Annotated in this window: 12 protein-coding genes; 4 read left to right on the forward strand and 8 right to left on the reverse strand. The window is 69.6% G+C overall.

The genetic code is table 11. The features are described 5' to 3' along the window. Window positions 1–117 precede the first annotated feature (117 nt). The gene (locus tag PQI66_RS13350) at window positions 118–1,377 is read right to left on the reverse strand and encodes a Dyp-type peroxidase (protein WP_339999019.1); all 1,260 of its coding nucleotides are present in this window, start codon (window positions 1,375–1,377) and stop codon (window positions 118–120) included. Continuing rightward, on the reverse strand, window positions 1,364–2,017 hold the full coding sequence (locus PQI66_RS13355) for a copper chaperone PCu(A)C (RefSeq protein WP_339999020.1): 654 nt from the start codon (window positions 2,015–2,017) through the stop codon (window positions 1,364–1,366). Before PQI66_RS13355 ends, PQI66_RS13350 begins: the two co-directional genes overlap by 14 nt. 244 nt (window positions 2,018–2,261) lie before the next feature. Here PQI66_RS13355 and PQI66_RS13360 point away from each other — a divergent pair, with 244 nt between their 5' ends. Next, window positions 2,262–3,794 (forward strand): PepSY-associated TM helix domain-containing protein, encoded by a 1,533-nt coding sequence (locus PQI66_RS13360; RefSeq protein ID WP_339999021.1) that lies wholly within the window; start codon window positions 2,262–2,264, stop codon window positions 3,792–3,794. Here PQI66_RS13360 and PQI66_RS13365 read toward each other — a convergent pair. Beyond that, entirely contained in the window at window positions 3,775–5,136 is a 1,362-nt protein-coding gene (locus tag PQI66_RS13365; RefSeq protein ID WP_339999022.1) for an L-serine ammonia-lyase, read from the reverse strand. The two genes, PQI66_RS13360 and PQI66_RS13365, sit on opposite strands and share 20 nt — an antisense overlap. A gap of 2 nt (window positions 5,137–5,138) precedes the next feature. Further along, window positions 5,139–6,374, reverse strand: coding sequence for a M20 family metallopeptidase (locus tag PQI66_RS13370; RefSeq protein ID WP_339999023.1), 1,236 nt, complete (start codon window positions 6,372–6,374; stop codon window positions 5,139–5,141). Window positions 6,375–6,456: 82 nt separating this feature from the next. Between PQI66_RS13370 and PQI66_RS13375 the strand changes: the two genes are divergently transcribed. Both PQI66_RS13375 and PQI66_RS13380 read left to right on the forward strand, forming a co-directional pair. Further along, the gene (locus tag PQI66_RS13375) at window positions 6,457–7,476 is read left to right on the forward strand and encodes an Lrp/AsnC family transcriptional regulator (RefSeq protein WP_339999024.1); all 1,020 of its coding nucleotides are present in this window, start codon (window positions 6,457–6,459) and stop codon (window positions 7,474–7,476) included. A 125-nt stretch (window positions 7,477–7,601) separates the two neighbouring features. Beyond that, window positions 7,602–8,987, forward strand: a complete 1,386-nt coding sequence (locus PQI66_RS13380) for a DUF3100 domain-containing protein (protein WP_339999025.1) — start codon at window positions 7,602–7,604, stop codon at window positions 8,985–8,987. Window positions 8,988–8,993: 6 nt separating this feature from the next. Here the strand turns inward: PQI66_RS13380 and PQI66_RS13385 are convergent, their stop codons facing one another. Genes PQI66_RS13385 through PQI66_RS13400 form a run of 4 tightly spaced genes read right to left on the reverse strand, consistent with a single transcriptional unit; the run spans window position 8,994 to window position 12,557 of the window. After that, window positions 8,994–9,731, reverse strand: coding sequence for a methyltransferase domain-containing protein (locus tag PQI66_RS13385; RefSeq protein WP_339999026.1), 738 nt, complete (start codon window positions 9,729–9,731; stop codon window positions 8,994–8,996). Further along, window positions 9,728–10,510 carry an ABC transporter ATP-binding protein gene (locus tag PQI66_RS13390; protein ID WP_339999027.1) on the reverse strand — a complete coding sequence of 261 codons (783 nt, stop codon included), beginning with the start codon at window positions 10,508–10,510 and terminating at the stop codon, window positions 9,728–9,730. The genes PQI66_RS13385 and PQI66_RS13390 overlap by 4 nt, the downstream gene beginning before the upstream one ends. Next, on the reverse strand, window positions 10,507–11,478 hold the full coding sequence (locus PQI66_RS13395; RefSeq protein ID WP_339999028.1) for an ABC transporter substrate-binding protein: 972 nt from the start codon (window positions 11,476–11,478) through the stop codon (window positions 10,507–10,509). Before PQI66_RS13395 ends, PQI66_RS13390 begins: the two co-directional genes overlap by 4 nt. Then, window positions 11,475–12,557, reverse strand: coding sequence for a FecCD family ABC transporter permease (locus PQI66_RS13400; RefSeq protein WP_339999178.1), 1,083 nt, complete (start codon window positions 12,555–12,557; stop codon window positions 11,475–11,477). Before PQI66_RS13400 ends, PQI66_RS13395 begins: the two co-directional genes overlap by 4 nt. Before the next feature lie 231 nt (window positions 12,558–12,788). On the opposite strand from PQI66_RS13400, the gene PQI66_RS13405 reads away from it, so the two are divergent. Beyond that, the gene (locus PQI66_RS13405) at window positions 12,789–13,646 is read left to right on the forward strand and encodes a hypothetical protein (RefSeq protein ID WP_339999029.1); all 858 of its coding nucleotides are present in this window, start codon (window positions 12,789–12,791) and stop codon (window positions 13,644–13,646) included. Window positions 13,647–13,671: the final 25 nt, after the last annotated feature.

Raw genomic sequence — 13,671 nt, forward strand, 5'->3', positions numbered from 1 at the left:
GGGGTTCAGCATCCCGCGGCATTCCACCCACCTACGGCTTGTGCCGCGAGGGTGGGTGACACAATCCTACTGCCACTGCCACGGGATCCCGGTTCTGGTAACCCACACCAGGAACAGCTACCCCAGCAGGTCCTCACCCCAGTAGCTGTCCCCGGAGGTGCCGCCCGGAACGTGGAACACGGCCGAGCCGACGTGGGTGATCCACTCGTTCAGCCGGTCGCCGTCGGCCAGACGCTTCTGCACCGGGATGAACGCGGTCTCCGGGTCACGCTGGAAACAGGTGAAGATCATGCCCGAATCTGACAAAGTGATCAGGTCAGCGTCAAGTAGATCGTCGGCGCCGTCGGCTGTGACGGGGAGGTCGTAGTTGTAGGCGCGCCGCAGCATTCGCTGTGCGTCCTCGCGCCCCTCCGCGGTTGCCAGGGCGACGTGCGAGTGCGCGTCCATGAGGGGGAGGCCGTCATCGCCGAGTTTGGCGGGGTCGACAGGCGCGAACTCGTCGCCTCCACTCAAAGGGCCACCCTCCGTGATCGTGCGCCCCATTGCGGTCTCCCGGGTGACACGGTCCACAGACTCCCACAGGGGCATGTCGAACGCGACTCGGCGCACGATCATGCAGGTACCACCGTCGTCACCCCACACCTGGGAGTCCAGCTCGGTATCCGTGCGAGGGTTGACGGTACCGTCCTTGAAGCCGAAGAGGTTGCGTGGTGTGCCACGCGATCCGTCCTGCGCCACCGGAAGGTCGAGGAAACCTGTCTGCGACCAGGACGGGCGAGCGTAGTCGGCGCCACCCCGGACGAGCACCCGCAATGCGTGGGAAACCGTGGTGCGGTCGTCGCCACAGATCTGCAGGACGAGATCACGGTCACCCCAACGGTCATCCAGCCGGTCACCGGGGAAGTGGGGTAGCGGGTTCAGCCAGGAGGGGGCCCTGTCGACGATCCCGGCGGTGGTGTAGAGACCCAGACCAAAACCGCAGGTCACCGTGAGGCTGGCTGGACTGACCGCCAACTCCGGTTCCAGGTCCGCGAGAACCGGGTCTCCCGAACACAGCCGTCGGGCGTCCCCTGTCCAGATCCGGAGCAACCGTTCGACCTCGCGCCGACGGACGCCATCTCGCAGAGAGAACGCCACGGTGGTGTTGTGCGCCTGTGAGGGCGTCGCCACTCCGGCCTGGTGGTCGCCGTCGAACGGGACGACGGCACCGGCCGAGGTGTGGGCGTCCGAGGTCTCCGCCTGTCCGGGATCGTCTGAACCACAGGCCACGGTGGCCCCTACCGCCGCAGAGGCGCCGAAGAACCCGAGGCCGCCGAGGAAACTGCGCCGAGAGAATCCGTGTGGTGCCGTCCGGCCGGTGCGATCAGTGCCCGGCATGGTCCCCATCTTCGCTGTGATCCATGTCGCCCATCTCTCCCATGTCCATGCCGTCCATCTCGCCCGGTGCGTAGTCCTCGTGGCCGGACTGCTGCACACGCACCGGGACGTCCTTCAGCTCGTAGGTGGTGCCGTCATCCGCGGTGAGCGTGAGGGTGAGGACGTCGCCGGCGGCGATGTCGTCGTTGTTCTCCATGATCATGATGTGGTGCCCACCGGGCTCCATCTGCACACTACCGTTCGCGGGAATCACCAGTCCGTCGTCGGTCTCCCGCATCACCCCGTCCACCACCTCGTGGTACTGGTAGACGGCCGGCAGGTCACCGGCCACCCGGGTGAGGTGGATGTCCTCGTCGGTGTGGTTGGTCAGTTCACCGAACACTGCGGTCATCGAGGTGTCGGCATCCTTCGCACCGACGTAGCCGTCCTCCAGCGTGACAGCCCCCTCCGCCGCCTCGGCGGCTCCGTCCGTCGTGTCGTCCGCCGCGGTCGATGCTGCGGTGGAGGACGCTGCGTCACCGGCTGAACCGTCGTCGCCGCACGCCGTCACGCCGACGGCGACGACCGCCGCCAACGCCGCGGCAGAGAGAGCGCGCGCGGACCGCGTGGAGAGGACGGCAGGGAAATCAGACACAGACATGGGAACTCCCGGAGTGTGGTTGTAAGGGGCAGAGATACTCGGCGGCGCGGATCAACGCCGCTTCACCCCAGTAGTCGGATTCTGTGGCCCGACGGTTCCCGTGTGTCGCCCAGACCACACACCGCGTCCGTTCTCCTCACCCCCATCCACCCCCATCCACCCCCATCCACCCCCATCCACCCCCATCCTCCTCCGTCTACGCTCCTCCGGGAACTTCGACGTCCCACATCACGACTACTCCACCGTGACGACGACAACACCAGACCACACCCTCCCGCCGCGGCCCGAGGCCGCCGACACCGGCGGGACGACCGGGGTACGCGCCCGCCGGCCCGACCAGCAGTCCTCCCGGCTGCTGAAACGACTGCACTTCTTCGCCGGGGTCTTCTGCGCCCCGTTGATCCTCGTGGCGGCCGTCACCGGCCTCCTCTACGCCTTCGCCCCGACCGTCGAGGAGGTGGTGGACCATGACATGCTGACCACCACCGCGCCCGACGGCGCGACGGACGCGGACCGGCTCCCTGTCAGTGGCCTTGTCTCCACCGCCCAGGCGGAGTACCCGGACCTCACACTCGCCGGGGTCCGGATCGGCGGGGACGATGAGACCACCCGCGTGCTGTTCAACGACCCTGACCTGCCGGAGTCAACCACGAGGGCGGTCTTCCTCGACCCCTGGACCGGTGACGTCACCGGGGACAGCACTCAGTACGGGAGCTCCGGCTCGCTGCCGCTGCGTCAGTGGCTGTCCGAGGGACACCGCATGGCCTGGCTCGGTGACACCGGCCGGTTGTACTCCGAGACCGCCGCGAGCTGGCTCGGCGTGCTCGCCGTCGGCGGGCTGGTCATGTGGTGGCAACGACACCGCTCCGTGTCCTCGATGCTCCGCACGGGCGGGTCCGGCCGCGTCCGGACCATGCGACGGCACGGCGCTACCGGCACCGTTGTCGCTGTCGGGATGATCTTCCTGACCGTCACCGGGCTGACCTGGTCGTCGGTGGCAGGAACGAACATCGGGCAACTGCGGGAGAACCTCAGCTGGGGAACACCGTCGGTGTCCTCCGAATTGCCCGGTGCAGTGGGGGTCCCGTCGTCCGCGGGCGACGAATCGTCCAGCGGGGCCCATGCCGGGCACGGCGCCCACGCCGGACACGACATGTCTGGTGGAAGTGGGGCTGCCACCGGTGTCCGGGTCAGCGGCCTCAACGCGGGCGCGATCGACCGGGTCGCCGCGACCGCCCGGGCGGAGCTGCGCACACCGGTCACCCTCACGCCTCCGACGGCGGAGGGTCAGACGTGGACCGCGAGCGAGAACCGCGTGCCGTACCGTCTGACGAACGACTCCGTCGCGATCGACTGGGCGACCGGTGACGTCACCGACCGGCTGAACTTCTCCGACATGCCGCTGGCCGCCCAGGCGACGGCATGGCTGATCCAGCTGCATATGGGAACCCTGTTCGGGTTGCCGAACCAGATCGTCCTGGGCCTGCTCGCCGCGGCGATCATCGCCATGATCTGCTGGGGCTACGCGATGTGGTGGAAACGTCGCCCACGTAAGCGTGTCGACGCCTCCGGGTTCACGCCTCTGGCCGCGGCTCCTCCCCGCCCACGGTGGTCCCGCCCCACCACCGGCACTGCGATCCTCGTCATGGCGCTGGTCGTCTACGGCATCGTCGCGCCGCTGTTCGGGATCACCTGTCTGGCGTTCGTCGTGGTCAGCACGCTCTGGGACGCCGCGCGTCGCAGATTCGGCGTTCCGCTCAGCACTCCACCACGTTGACGGCCAGGCCGCCGCGGCTGGTCTCCTTGTACTTGTCGTTCATGTCGGCACCGGTCTCGCGCATCGTCTGGATGACCGCGTCGAGGGAGACGACGTGCGAACCGTCGCCGGCCAGGGCGAGGCGGGCGGCGGTGACGGCGGTGGACGCGGCGACGGCGTTGCGTTCGATGCACGGGATCTGCACCAGCCCGCCGATGGGGTCGCAGGTCAGGCCGAGGTGGTGTTCCACGGCGATCTCGGCGGCGTTCTCCACCTGGGCGGCGGTGCCGCCGCGGACCGCACAGAAGCCGGCGGCGGCCATGGCACAGGCCGAGCCGACCTCCGCCTGGCAGCCGCCCTCGGCCCCGGAGATCGAGGCGTTGGCCTTGATCAGTGATCCGACGGCGGCGGCGGTGAGCAGGAAGGTGCGCACGTCGGCGTCGGTGGCGTCGGGCGTGGTCTTCCACCAGTAGTGCAGGACGGCGGGGATGATGCCGGCGGCGCCGTTGGTGGGGGCGGTGACGACACGTCCGCCACCGGCGTTCTCCTCGTTGACGGCCAGGGCGTAGACGTGCAGCCACTCGTCGATGGCGGTGGTCCGGTCGTCCTCCAGCCGGCGGCGCATGGCGGTGGCGCGGCGTCGGACGTGCAGGCGTCCGGGAAGGACGCCGTCGGCGTGCAGTCCGGCGTCGACGCAGGTGCGCATCGCCGTCCAGACGGCGTCGATGCCGGCGGCGACGTCGTCGGCGGGGCGTCGGGCACATTCGGCGGCCCAGGCGACGTCGGCGACGGTGCGGCCGTCGGTGCACAGGGCGAGGAGTTCCGCGGCGGTGCGGAAGCCGGGGCCGTCCCCGGTGGCCGGTGCCTCGGTCCCGGTCCCGTCCCCGACACGTTCGATGAATCCGCCGCCGACGGACAGGTAGGTCTCCTCCAGGAGGGGTGCGTCCCCGCTGTCGCCCCAGGCCTGCAGCACCATGGTGTTCGGGTGGCGGAGGTCGCGGGTGGCGGGGTGGAAGACGACGTCGTCCCTGTGGAACTGGACCGGGGTCCGTCCGTCGAGCAGCAGGTCGACCGGCTGGTCCGGCAGCCCGGCCCAGGCGCCGCGGACGTCATCGGGGTCGCAGGTCTCCGGTGCGGCACCCCGGAGCCCGGCGACGACGGCGTCCGGGGTGCCGTGGCCGCGTCCGGTGGCGGACAGCGACCCGTGGAGTCCGACGCCGACCCGGGTGACACCGGACAGGTCGGCGGCGCGGGCCGCGAAGTCCGCGCCGGCACGCATCGGCCCGACCGTGTGGGACGAGGACGGTCCGATGCCGATGGAGAACAGGTCGAGTACCGAGACGTACACCGTCGTTGACGACATGCTCAGGACTCTACCGTGGTGGCTCCGGCGGGACGTGCGGCCTGGCGGGCGAGCAGGTCGGCGCGGGCGTCGGGGTCGAGGGCGACGGTGGCGGCGGCGAGGGCGAGGCCCTTCGCGGAGACGACGGCGGCGTCGTCCCCGGCCGGGGTGGCTGCCCCGGCGGCGAAACCGGTGGTGTGCGGCGGGGCGTCGACCCCGAGGAGTGCGATCATCGGGTGGATGGACGGGACGACCTGGGAGACGTTGCCCATGTCGGTGGAGCCGCCGGCGCTGCCCGGCTGCGCGGTGACGTCGCGCCCCAGGTCGGTCAGAGCGGTGTTCCACGCCTCGGCGAGCAGCGGGTCCTGGACGAGGCTGGCGTAGCGCGGCTCGGTCTCCACGACCGACCAGGAGCAGCCGGAGGCCAGGGCACCGGCCTCGAAGCAGTTCATCACGCGGCGCTTGGCGTCCTCGAGGACGTCCATGTCGAAGGCACGGACCTCGGCGTCGATCTCGGTGTGCTCGGGGATGATGTTGGTGACGTGGCCGCCCTCGGTGACGACGCCGGCGACGCGCACGGAGTTGTCGAGCTGCTGGCGCAGCAGACCGATGGAGGTCAGGGCGACGGTGGCGGCGTCGAGGGCGTTGACACCGTTCTGCGGCGCGGCGGCGGCGTGGGCGGGGACGCCGGTGTAGGTGACCTTGAAGCGGTCGACGGCCTGGCTGGTGAAGTCGCCGCAGCGGGCGTCGCTGCCGTGGCCTGCGTCCTGCCCGCCGTGGACCATGAGGGAGATGGTCGCGTCCTCCCACGCGCCTTCGCGCAGCATGAGGACCTTGCCGCCGCCGTGCTCCTCGGCGGGGGTGCCGAGGAGCTTGACGCGGATGCCGGCGGTGTCGGCGATCTCCGCGAGCCCGAGGGCGGCGCCGAGGCCGGCGGTGGCGATGATGTTGTGGCCGCAGGCGTGGCCGATGCCGGGGAGGGCGTCGTACTCGGCGCAGACGGTGACGACGAAGTCTCCGGTGCCGTAGGTCGCCTCGATGGCGGTGTCCAGGCCGTAGACGCCGACGGTGACGTCGAAGCCGGCGGTGCGCAGTTCGTGGGCGAGCAGGTCCGCCGAGGCGTGCTCCTGGAAGGCGAGCTCGGGGTTCGCGTGGAGGGTGTGGCTGATCTCGAGCAGGCGGTCGCGGTGGACGTCGATGCGCGCGGTGACGGCGTCGGTCGCGGTGGCGAGGTCGGTGGTGAGGGTGGTTTCTGGCATGGGGGCCTCCTCGGCGGTTGTGTGTCCCTGGTGCAGGCTAAGGTAGTGACAAAGGTGAAACCCCGGGTCGCGGAGCAGAGAAATGACCGAAAACAACCGTAGTTCGCAGGAAATGGGCCTCAGTACCCTCGATGAGCGCATTATTCACGCGGTCCAGGTGGCACCACGGGCCCCGTGGGCGACGTTGGCGCCGGTGGTCGGGGCGGACCCGGTGACGCTGGCACGACGGTGGGCGCAGCTGCGCCGCGAGGGGGTCGTCTACGTCACCGGGTACGGCGGGGACGCGGACTCGGTGATCGCCCTGATCGAGATCGAGTGCCGTCCGCACAAGACACTCGAGGTCGCCGACGCGCTCGTCGAGGAACGCAACGCCTTCACCATCGACTTCACCGCCGGTGCGAGGGACATCATGGTCACCCTGCAGACACAGGGGACCACGGGGCTCGCCGACTGGACGCTGGACCGTGTCCGCCGGCTCGACGGGATCCGGAAGGTGCGTACCCACCTGGTGTCCCAGATCGTCACCGACGCCCGGGAGTGGAGGCTGCGGGCACTGTCGAAGGACGAGGTCGCCGAGATCGGACGGCGGGTGCGTCCGTCGACCGCGACGATGCCGCGGCTCACCCCGGAGGAACGTCGTGGGGTCCTCGACACCCTGGCGGTGGACGGGCGGGCGTCGACCGCGGAGATCGCCGCGGCGGCGGGGATCTCCGCGCGGAAGGCGCGGGAGGCCGTGGCCGCGCTGACGTCGTCGGACCGCTACAACGTCCGTGTCGACGTCGCACGGGCGAGGACGCCGTGGCCGGTGTCGGTCTGGTACTTCCTGCAGGTTTCGGCGGACAAGCTCGCGAAAGTCGGCCCGCTGCTCAGCCGCATCGACGAGGTCCGCCTCGTGGTCACCGCCACCGGTGAGTACAACGTGATCATGGCGGCGTGGCTGCGGTCGCTGATGGACGTCAACCACCTGGAGGCGGTGCTGGAGGAGCGGCTGCCCGGGGTGCGGATCGTGGACCGGTCGGTGGTGCTGCGGTCACTGAAGCACCTCGGCCACGTCCTCGACGACAACGGTGACGCCACCGGCAGGACGGTGCCCGTGCCGTAACCCTCCCGGGCCAGATCCTGCAGATCGCCGACGGGAAGAGTCATATCCTGCATGACGTAGCTCACACCGGCACGGGCGGGTACTTTCGCGCCATCAGTGAACTCACCACGAGAAGAGACCCTGCCATGAGCAACAAACCTGTGGAGGCCCCGGTGGCACCAGCCGACACCTCCCCGCCCCGAGTCATCCGTCCCACGGTCCGCGATCACGGTGTGTGGCTGCTCGGCGGCCTGATCATCGTCATCGCGGCGATCGCGCAGATCATCGGGCCCCGGGAGATCTCCCTGGGCTTCGCCTCCCTGCAGCTGCTGCCGATGATCTGGGCGCTGGCGATGGGGGTGGCGGTCTCCACCCAGCGGATCCGCCCGCTGCCGGTGAACCTCCAGCACGTGGCGAACGCGATCATGGGTGTCGCGGTGCTGGTGCTCGTCGCCCGGTTGTCCTTCACCCTGGGTCCGAACATCCCGTTCCTGCTGGACGCCGGCCCTGCCCTGCTGCTGCAGGAGGTGGGCAACATCATCGGCCCGATCTGCCTGGCCCTGCCGCTGGCCGTGATGCTGCGCATGGGGACGGCGACGGTGGGGGCGACGTTCTCGATCGACCGCGAGGGCGCGTTCGCCATGGTGACCGAGCGTTTCGGCACGAACTCCCAGCAGTACCGGGGCGTGCTGTCGATGTACATCTTCGGTTCGGTGTTCGGTGCGGTGATCATCAGCCTCATCGCGTCGCTGGCGTCGTCGTTGGGGATCTTCGACTGGCGTGCCCTGGCGATGGGCGCCGGTGTGGGGTCGGGGTCGATGATGGCCGCGGGGTCGGCGTCGGTGACGGCGGCGCACCCCGAGTTCGCCGACCAGATCCTCGCGTTGAGCACCACCGCGAACCTCATCGCCTCGATCGCGGGGGTCTACCTGGGGATCTGGGTGGCGCTGCCGCTGGCGGACCGGTTCTACCGTTTCCTCACCCGACGCCAGGCCCGGAAGGCCGACGGCCAGGGCGGGGGTCAGGACGGGACGGCCGGCAAGGTGCTGGCGTCCTCGGGTGCACTGGCGGCGGCGGTGACCGACGTCCCCGTGGTGAAGATGCCGTTGTGGTTGTCGTTGACGATCATCAGTGCCGCAGGCGTGGTCGTGTCCACGGTGCTGTCGGGGACCTTCTCCTGGAACATGATCCTGACCTTCCTCGCGATCAGCGTGCTGACCGCGGTGGGGATCGGGGTGGCGAAGCTGACCCGGGGGAAGATCCCGGCGATCATCGTGGTGATCACGGTGGGCACTCTGCTGACGGTCCCGGCGTCGCCGGTGGCGTCCTGGCTGCTGGAGATCTCCGCGAGCGTGGACTTCCTGGCGGTCATCACCATGATGCTCTCGGTCGCCGGCCTCAGCATCGGCAAGGACATCCCGCTGCTGCGGCAGATCGGCTGGAAGATCATCCCGGTCGGCATCGTCGTGATCGTGTCGACCTACCTGGCCTCGACCGTCATCGCCGAGGGCGTGCTGCAGATCATCGGGTAGGAGGCGTCACCCCCGCGCCGTCACCACGAAGTGCGGCCGGGACTCGTGGCCGGGTGCCACGCCGAAGCGACGGTCGAGCTCGGCGACCTGGGGTAGTTCGTCGACGGTCACGGAGGTGAACCCCGACTCCCGGAAGATCCGGGCGAACTCTGTCGGGTGCGACGCCGTGCCCAGCGGGAGGTCCGCCATCGTCGAGGGGGAGTAGGTCGCGGCGAAGGCGTCCTCCCCGTCGGCGGACGGCACCGTCATCGCCGGGTCCACGCCGTGCGGGAACCAGGTGGCGTCAACGGCCACGACGGCTCCGCCGGGGCGCAGCACCCGGCGCCACGCACGTGCCGCGGTGACCGGGTCCGGCAGCGTCCACAGCAGGTAACGGTTCACGACGGCGTCCACCGACGCGTCGGGCAACGCGGGGGAGTGGGCGTCGCCGAGGTTGAAGCGGGCGTCCCCTCCCGATGCCCGCGCGACGGCGATCATCCCGGCCGAACTGTCGATGCCGGTCACCCGGTGTCCGAGTCCTGCCAGCAGGTTCGCTAGGTAACCCGAGCCGGTGCCCACGTCGAGCACGTCGAGCACGTCCGATCCGTCCGCCCCGTCCGGCAACCGTGACCCGACGACCTGCGCCCACAACGCGCGGTCCAGTGGCGCACGCTCCCCGGCGACCTGGTGGGCGTGGTAGTCGGCGGCACGTCCGGACCAGTAGGCGTCCAGTCGTGACTGGAGCGACGTCAGCACGGCGGTCATACCGTCACCGTCCGGTCGCCGGTGCGGGGGAAGATCAGGGTGATCTCACCGCCGACGTCGACCCGGGTCACCGGACGTTGGTACACCGGTTCGAGCACCGCCGGGACCAGCACCTCGTCCGGAGTGCCCTCGGCGACCACGTGACCGTGGTCCAGCATCACGACGTGGGTGCAGTAGCGGGCGGCGAGGTTGAGGTCGTGCAGCACCACCGCCGAACCGGGCAGACCGCTGACCAGCTCGAGGATCTCGTGCTGGTAGCGGACGTCCAGGTGGTTGGTCGGTTCGTCGAGCAGGATGTGCCGGGTCTGCTGGGCCAGGGCGCGGGCGATCAATGCACGCTGACGTTCGCCGCCGGAGAGGTCGGCGAGGTCACGGCGGGCGAGGTCGGTCATGCCGACGGCGTCGAGTGCGCCGGTGACGACCGCACGGTCGTGGCCGGTCGTCTGGGAACCGAGACCCTGGTGGGGCAGGCGCCCCAGCATCGCCAGGTCCGCGACGCTCATCGGCATGCCCGACGACGTGGCGTCGCGCTCCTGGGCGACGACGGCCACCGCCAGCGCGATGTCGCGGCGCCGGAGGGAGCTCAGGTCCGTGCCGTCGAGCAGGACGCGCCCCTGCGTGGGTGCGGCGGAGCCGTACAGGGTGCGCAGTAGCGTGGTCTTCCCGGAACCGTTCGGCCCGACGAGCCCCACGGTGCCCGTGTCCGGGACGGTCAGAGACACCCCGGCGAGGGCTCTGGTACCGCCGACGGTGACGTGGAGGTTCTCTGCGGTGATCACGGGTGCTCCTGCAGGTAGCGGTCGAGTGACTCGAGCCCGTCGACGGCGAGTGGGGTCGGCGGTTCGGCGTAGTTGAGCAGCATCGGGAGGATCTTCCGGTCGCGCCCGGCGGTGGTGCGGTCGATGCCGGGGATCTGATTGACGGCGTCCACCACCTGGTTCTCGGTGCCGTCGGAGTACAGGGCGAGGATCACGTCGGGGTTGCGGTCCACGAGGTCCTCGGCGGTGACCTCGAAGACGCGCTGGGACTGGTCGGCGTAGACGTTCTCCGCGCCGGACGCGGCGACCACCGGCGCGGCCATGGAGCCGGTGCCGTAGGCGTAGGTCACGCCGCCGCCGACGGTGGGGTAGAGCACGGCGATACTGCGTCCGGCGCCTGTGCCGTCGCCGCCGTCGACGTCCTTGAGCCGTTCCTGCAGTTCCGCGACATAGGCCTCGGCCTCGTCCTCCCGGTCGAAGACGGTGCCGTACAACCGGACCTGGTCCCAGACGTCGTCCCAGGTGACGTCGCCGTCGATGGAACCGCAGAAGGCGGGTTCCTCGATCAGCGGGATGTCCGAGCTGGCCAGGGCCTGGCGGTTGACGGTGTCGGTCTCGCCGAGGACGAGGTCCGGATCGGTGGCGACGACCTCCTCGCGGGAGATCTGCAGGTGGCCGGACTCGTCGGTCTTGTCAGTGATCGACGGGATGGTGTCCAGCGCCTCGTTGGTGGCGTCGTCGTAGTACTCGGCCGGGTACTTGCCGGCGCGGTTCGTCACGTGGTCGAGCACGCCGAGCCGGCTCAGCGTGGTGATCGCGGCGGGCTTGAGCACCGTGACGTTCTCCGGCGGGCCGTCGAGGGTGACGGTGTCGCCGCAGTTGTCGACGCTGATGGCTTGGTCTGTCGAGGCGTCGTCGCCGGTGCCACAGGCGGTGAGGGACAGGGTCAGACCTGCTGCCACGGTGGACGCGAGGACGGTTTTCTTCATGGCGTTACTCCTTGATGCATGCGCCTGACCAGGATGAGCAGGAACGGGGCGCCGACGATGGCGGTGATAATGCCGATGGGGATCTCCTGCGGGGCGAGCAGGGTGCGCGAGCCGATGTCGGCCCAGCACAGCAGGATCGCGCCGAGGAGTGCGGAGACGGGGACGACCGCCCGGTGGGCGCCGCCGACGAGTCGACGGGCGAGGTGGGGGACGACGAGTCCGAGGAAGCCGATGGACCCGGCCATGGCGACGACGGTGCCGACGAGCAGGCAGGACAGCACCAGCAGCAGGATCCGCAGGCGTTCGGGGTTGACGCCGAGCGTCAGCGCGGTCTCGTCGCCGGCGGTGAGGGCGTCCAGCCGCGGACCCAGGACGAGCAGGAACGCGGTGACGAGCAGGACGACCACGACCACGGCAAGCAGCGGGCCGGACCACGAGGCCAGACCGAGGGAGCCGAGCAGCCAGAACATCACCGAGCGCGAGGACTCGGCGGAGTCCGAGGCGAAGACCATGAAACTGGTCAGCGCCGACAGTGCGTAACCCACGGCGACGCCGGCCATGATCAGGCGGGTCGGTGTGAGTCGGCCGCCGGAGCAGGCCACCCCGTAGACCACGAAGGACGCCACGGTCGCACCGAGGAAGGCGCTGGTCTGCAGGGCGTAGTCCCCGAATCCGGCAGCTGCTCCGGCGCCGACACCGGTGAGGATCGCGGCGGCGGCCCCGACAGAGGCGCCGGAGTTCACCCCGAGGACGTAGGGGTCGGCGAGGATGTTGCGGACGGTGGCCTGCAGGATGACGCCGGCGACGGCGAGGCCCGCACCGACGGCGGCACCGAGGACGGCGCGTGGGGCCCGGATCGTCCAGATGACGGCGTCGTGCCGGGAGAGGTCGCTGGTGTCCCCGCTGCCTCCGACGTCGAGGTCGGTGCCGAAGAGGTGGTGGGAGAGGATGCGGGCGGCGTCGAGCGGGGAGACTGACACGGATCCGAAACCCACGCAGAAGACGAGGGTGACCAGGAGGACGACCACGAGTGCAGTCGTCCAGAGTGCAGTGCGGCGGCGTGCCGCGTGGATGCCCAGGACGTCTCCGTGCCTGGTGCCTGAGGTGGCTCCGGGTGGGGGCGATGCCGTGTCTTCCGTGATCGTCACGGAGGATCACGCTACTGCCTGGCACGCTATATTCGCACGTTCAAACGACTGTTTGAATGAAGGTTTTACCTGGGTGAAACATGCGGCCCCTGATGTCCCGTGGGGTATGTTTGCCGAGTGACCAATAATCCGTTCAGCGGTACAGAGAAAGAATCTTCGGGCATGTCCCGGGGCCAGGCTCGGGCCATCATCGCTCTCCTTGGGGTGATCGTCGTCCTCGCCGTAGCGGGTTTCGGCGCATGGCTTCTGTGGGGGAGGTCCGGCGACGACGGTCCCGTGGGGGCGGCGGAGGTGCGGGACGACGAGGTGACCGAAGAGACAGCCGGTGAACCGTCCGCCGAGGCGGTGGACTCGGTTGCCCTCCTCGAAGGGGCGGGCGTGGACAGCGTCAATCCGGCACCGGTGCCGGAGGCCGTCGATTCCTGGGGTGACTACGAGGTGTACCGGTCATGGTCGGGAACGCTGCGTGTGTTTGAGAACAATGACCCGTCCCCGGTGAGTGACGATGGTGGCGGACGTTTCCCCGCGACGATGAACGGATGCGGTGTCGCGATGTACCTCGTGACATTCCGCTCGGTGAACGAGGACGTGGTGCTTGACGCGCAGCTGCTCAACGCCGCGGACACGGTCAGTACGAGTGAGACGCTCTCGGACGGTTGGATGTTGACGACCAACTGTCAGACTCCGCAGTTCGCGTTCAACTCGTCGTCGGGCATCTCCAACCTCGGGGATGTGGCCTATGACATTACGGAGTATCGGCAGTCTTCGGTGGCGGCCCCGGCGGCGGCCGAGCAACCTGTGGAGGAACCGGTGGTGGAGGAACCTGTGTCTGCGGAGCCCACGCTCGTCCAGTGTGACAATGGACTGAGCATCATGGGGTTGTACAGCGACGGCGAGTGGCGGACCACGCAGGAGTGTGACACTCCGGAACACCGTCGAGCCGCACAGGCGGAAGGGGTCTGCGGCGGGCTCAACGGACGGGAGGAGCAACCGGAACTCTGGGCTGAGCTCTGTCAGTAGGCGGTTCGACCACGGAGCCGGGCGC

The sequence above is a fragment of the Corynebacterium sp. USCH3 genome, assembly GCF_037619475.1.
Taxonomy (GTDB): domain Bacteria; phylum Actinomycetota; class Actinomycetes; order Mycobacteriales; family Mycobacteriaceae; genus Corynebacterium.

Excerpts from the sequence above, each read along its gene's own strand:
- PQI66_RS13350 (WP_339999019.1), bottom strand. The coding sequence starts at position 1,377 with ATGCCGGGCACTGATCGCACCGGCCGGACGGCACCACACGGATTCTCT.
- PQI66_RS13355 (WP_339999020.1), bottom strand. The coding sequence starts at position 2,017 with ATGTCTGTGTCTGATTTCCCTGCCGTCCTCTCCACGCGGTCCGCGCGC.
- PQI66_RS13365 (WP_339999022.1), bottom strand. The coding sequence starts at position 5,136 with ATGTCGTCAACGACGGTGTACGTCTCGGTACTCGACCTGTTCTCCATC.
- PQI66_RS13370 (WP_339999023.1), bottom strand. The coding sequence starts at position 6,374 with ATGCCAGAAACCACCCTCACCACCGACCTCGCCACCGCGACCGACGCC.
- PQI66_RS13375 (WP_339999024.1), top strand. The coding sequence starts at position 6,457 with ATGACCGAAAACAACCGTAGTTCGCAGGAAATGGGCCTCAGTACCCTC.
- PQI66_RS13380 (WP_339999025.1), top strand. The coding sequence starts at position 7,602 with ATGAGCAACAAACCTGTGGAGGCCCCGGTGGCACCAGCCGACACCTCC.
- PQI66_RS13385 (WP_339999026.1), bottom strand. The coding sequence starts at position 9,731 with ATGACCGCCGTGCTGACGTCGCTCCAGTCACGACTGGACGCCTACTGG.
- PQI66_RS13395 (WP_339999028.1), bottom strand. The coding sequence starts at position 11,478 with ATGAAGAAAACCGTCCTCGCGTCCACCGTGGCAGCAGGTCTGACCCTG.
- PQI66_RS13405 (WP_339999029.1), top strand. The coding sequence starts at position 12,789 with ATGTCCCGGGGCCAGGCTCGGGCCATCATCGCTCTCCTTGGGGTGATC.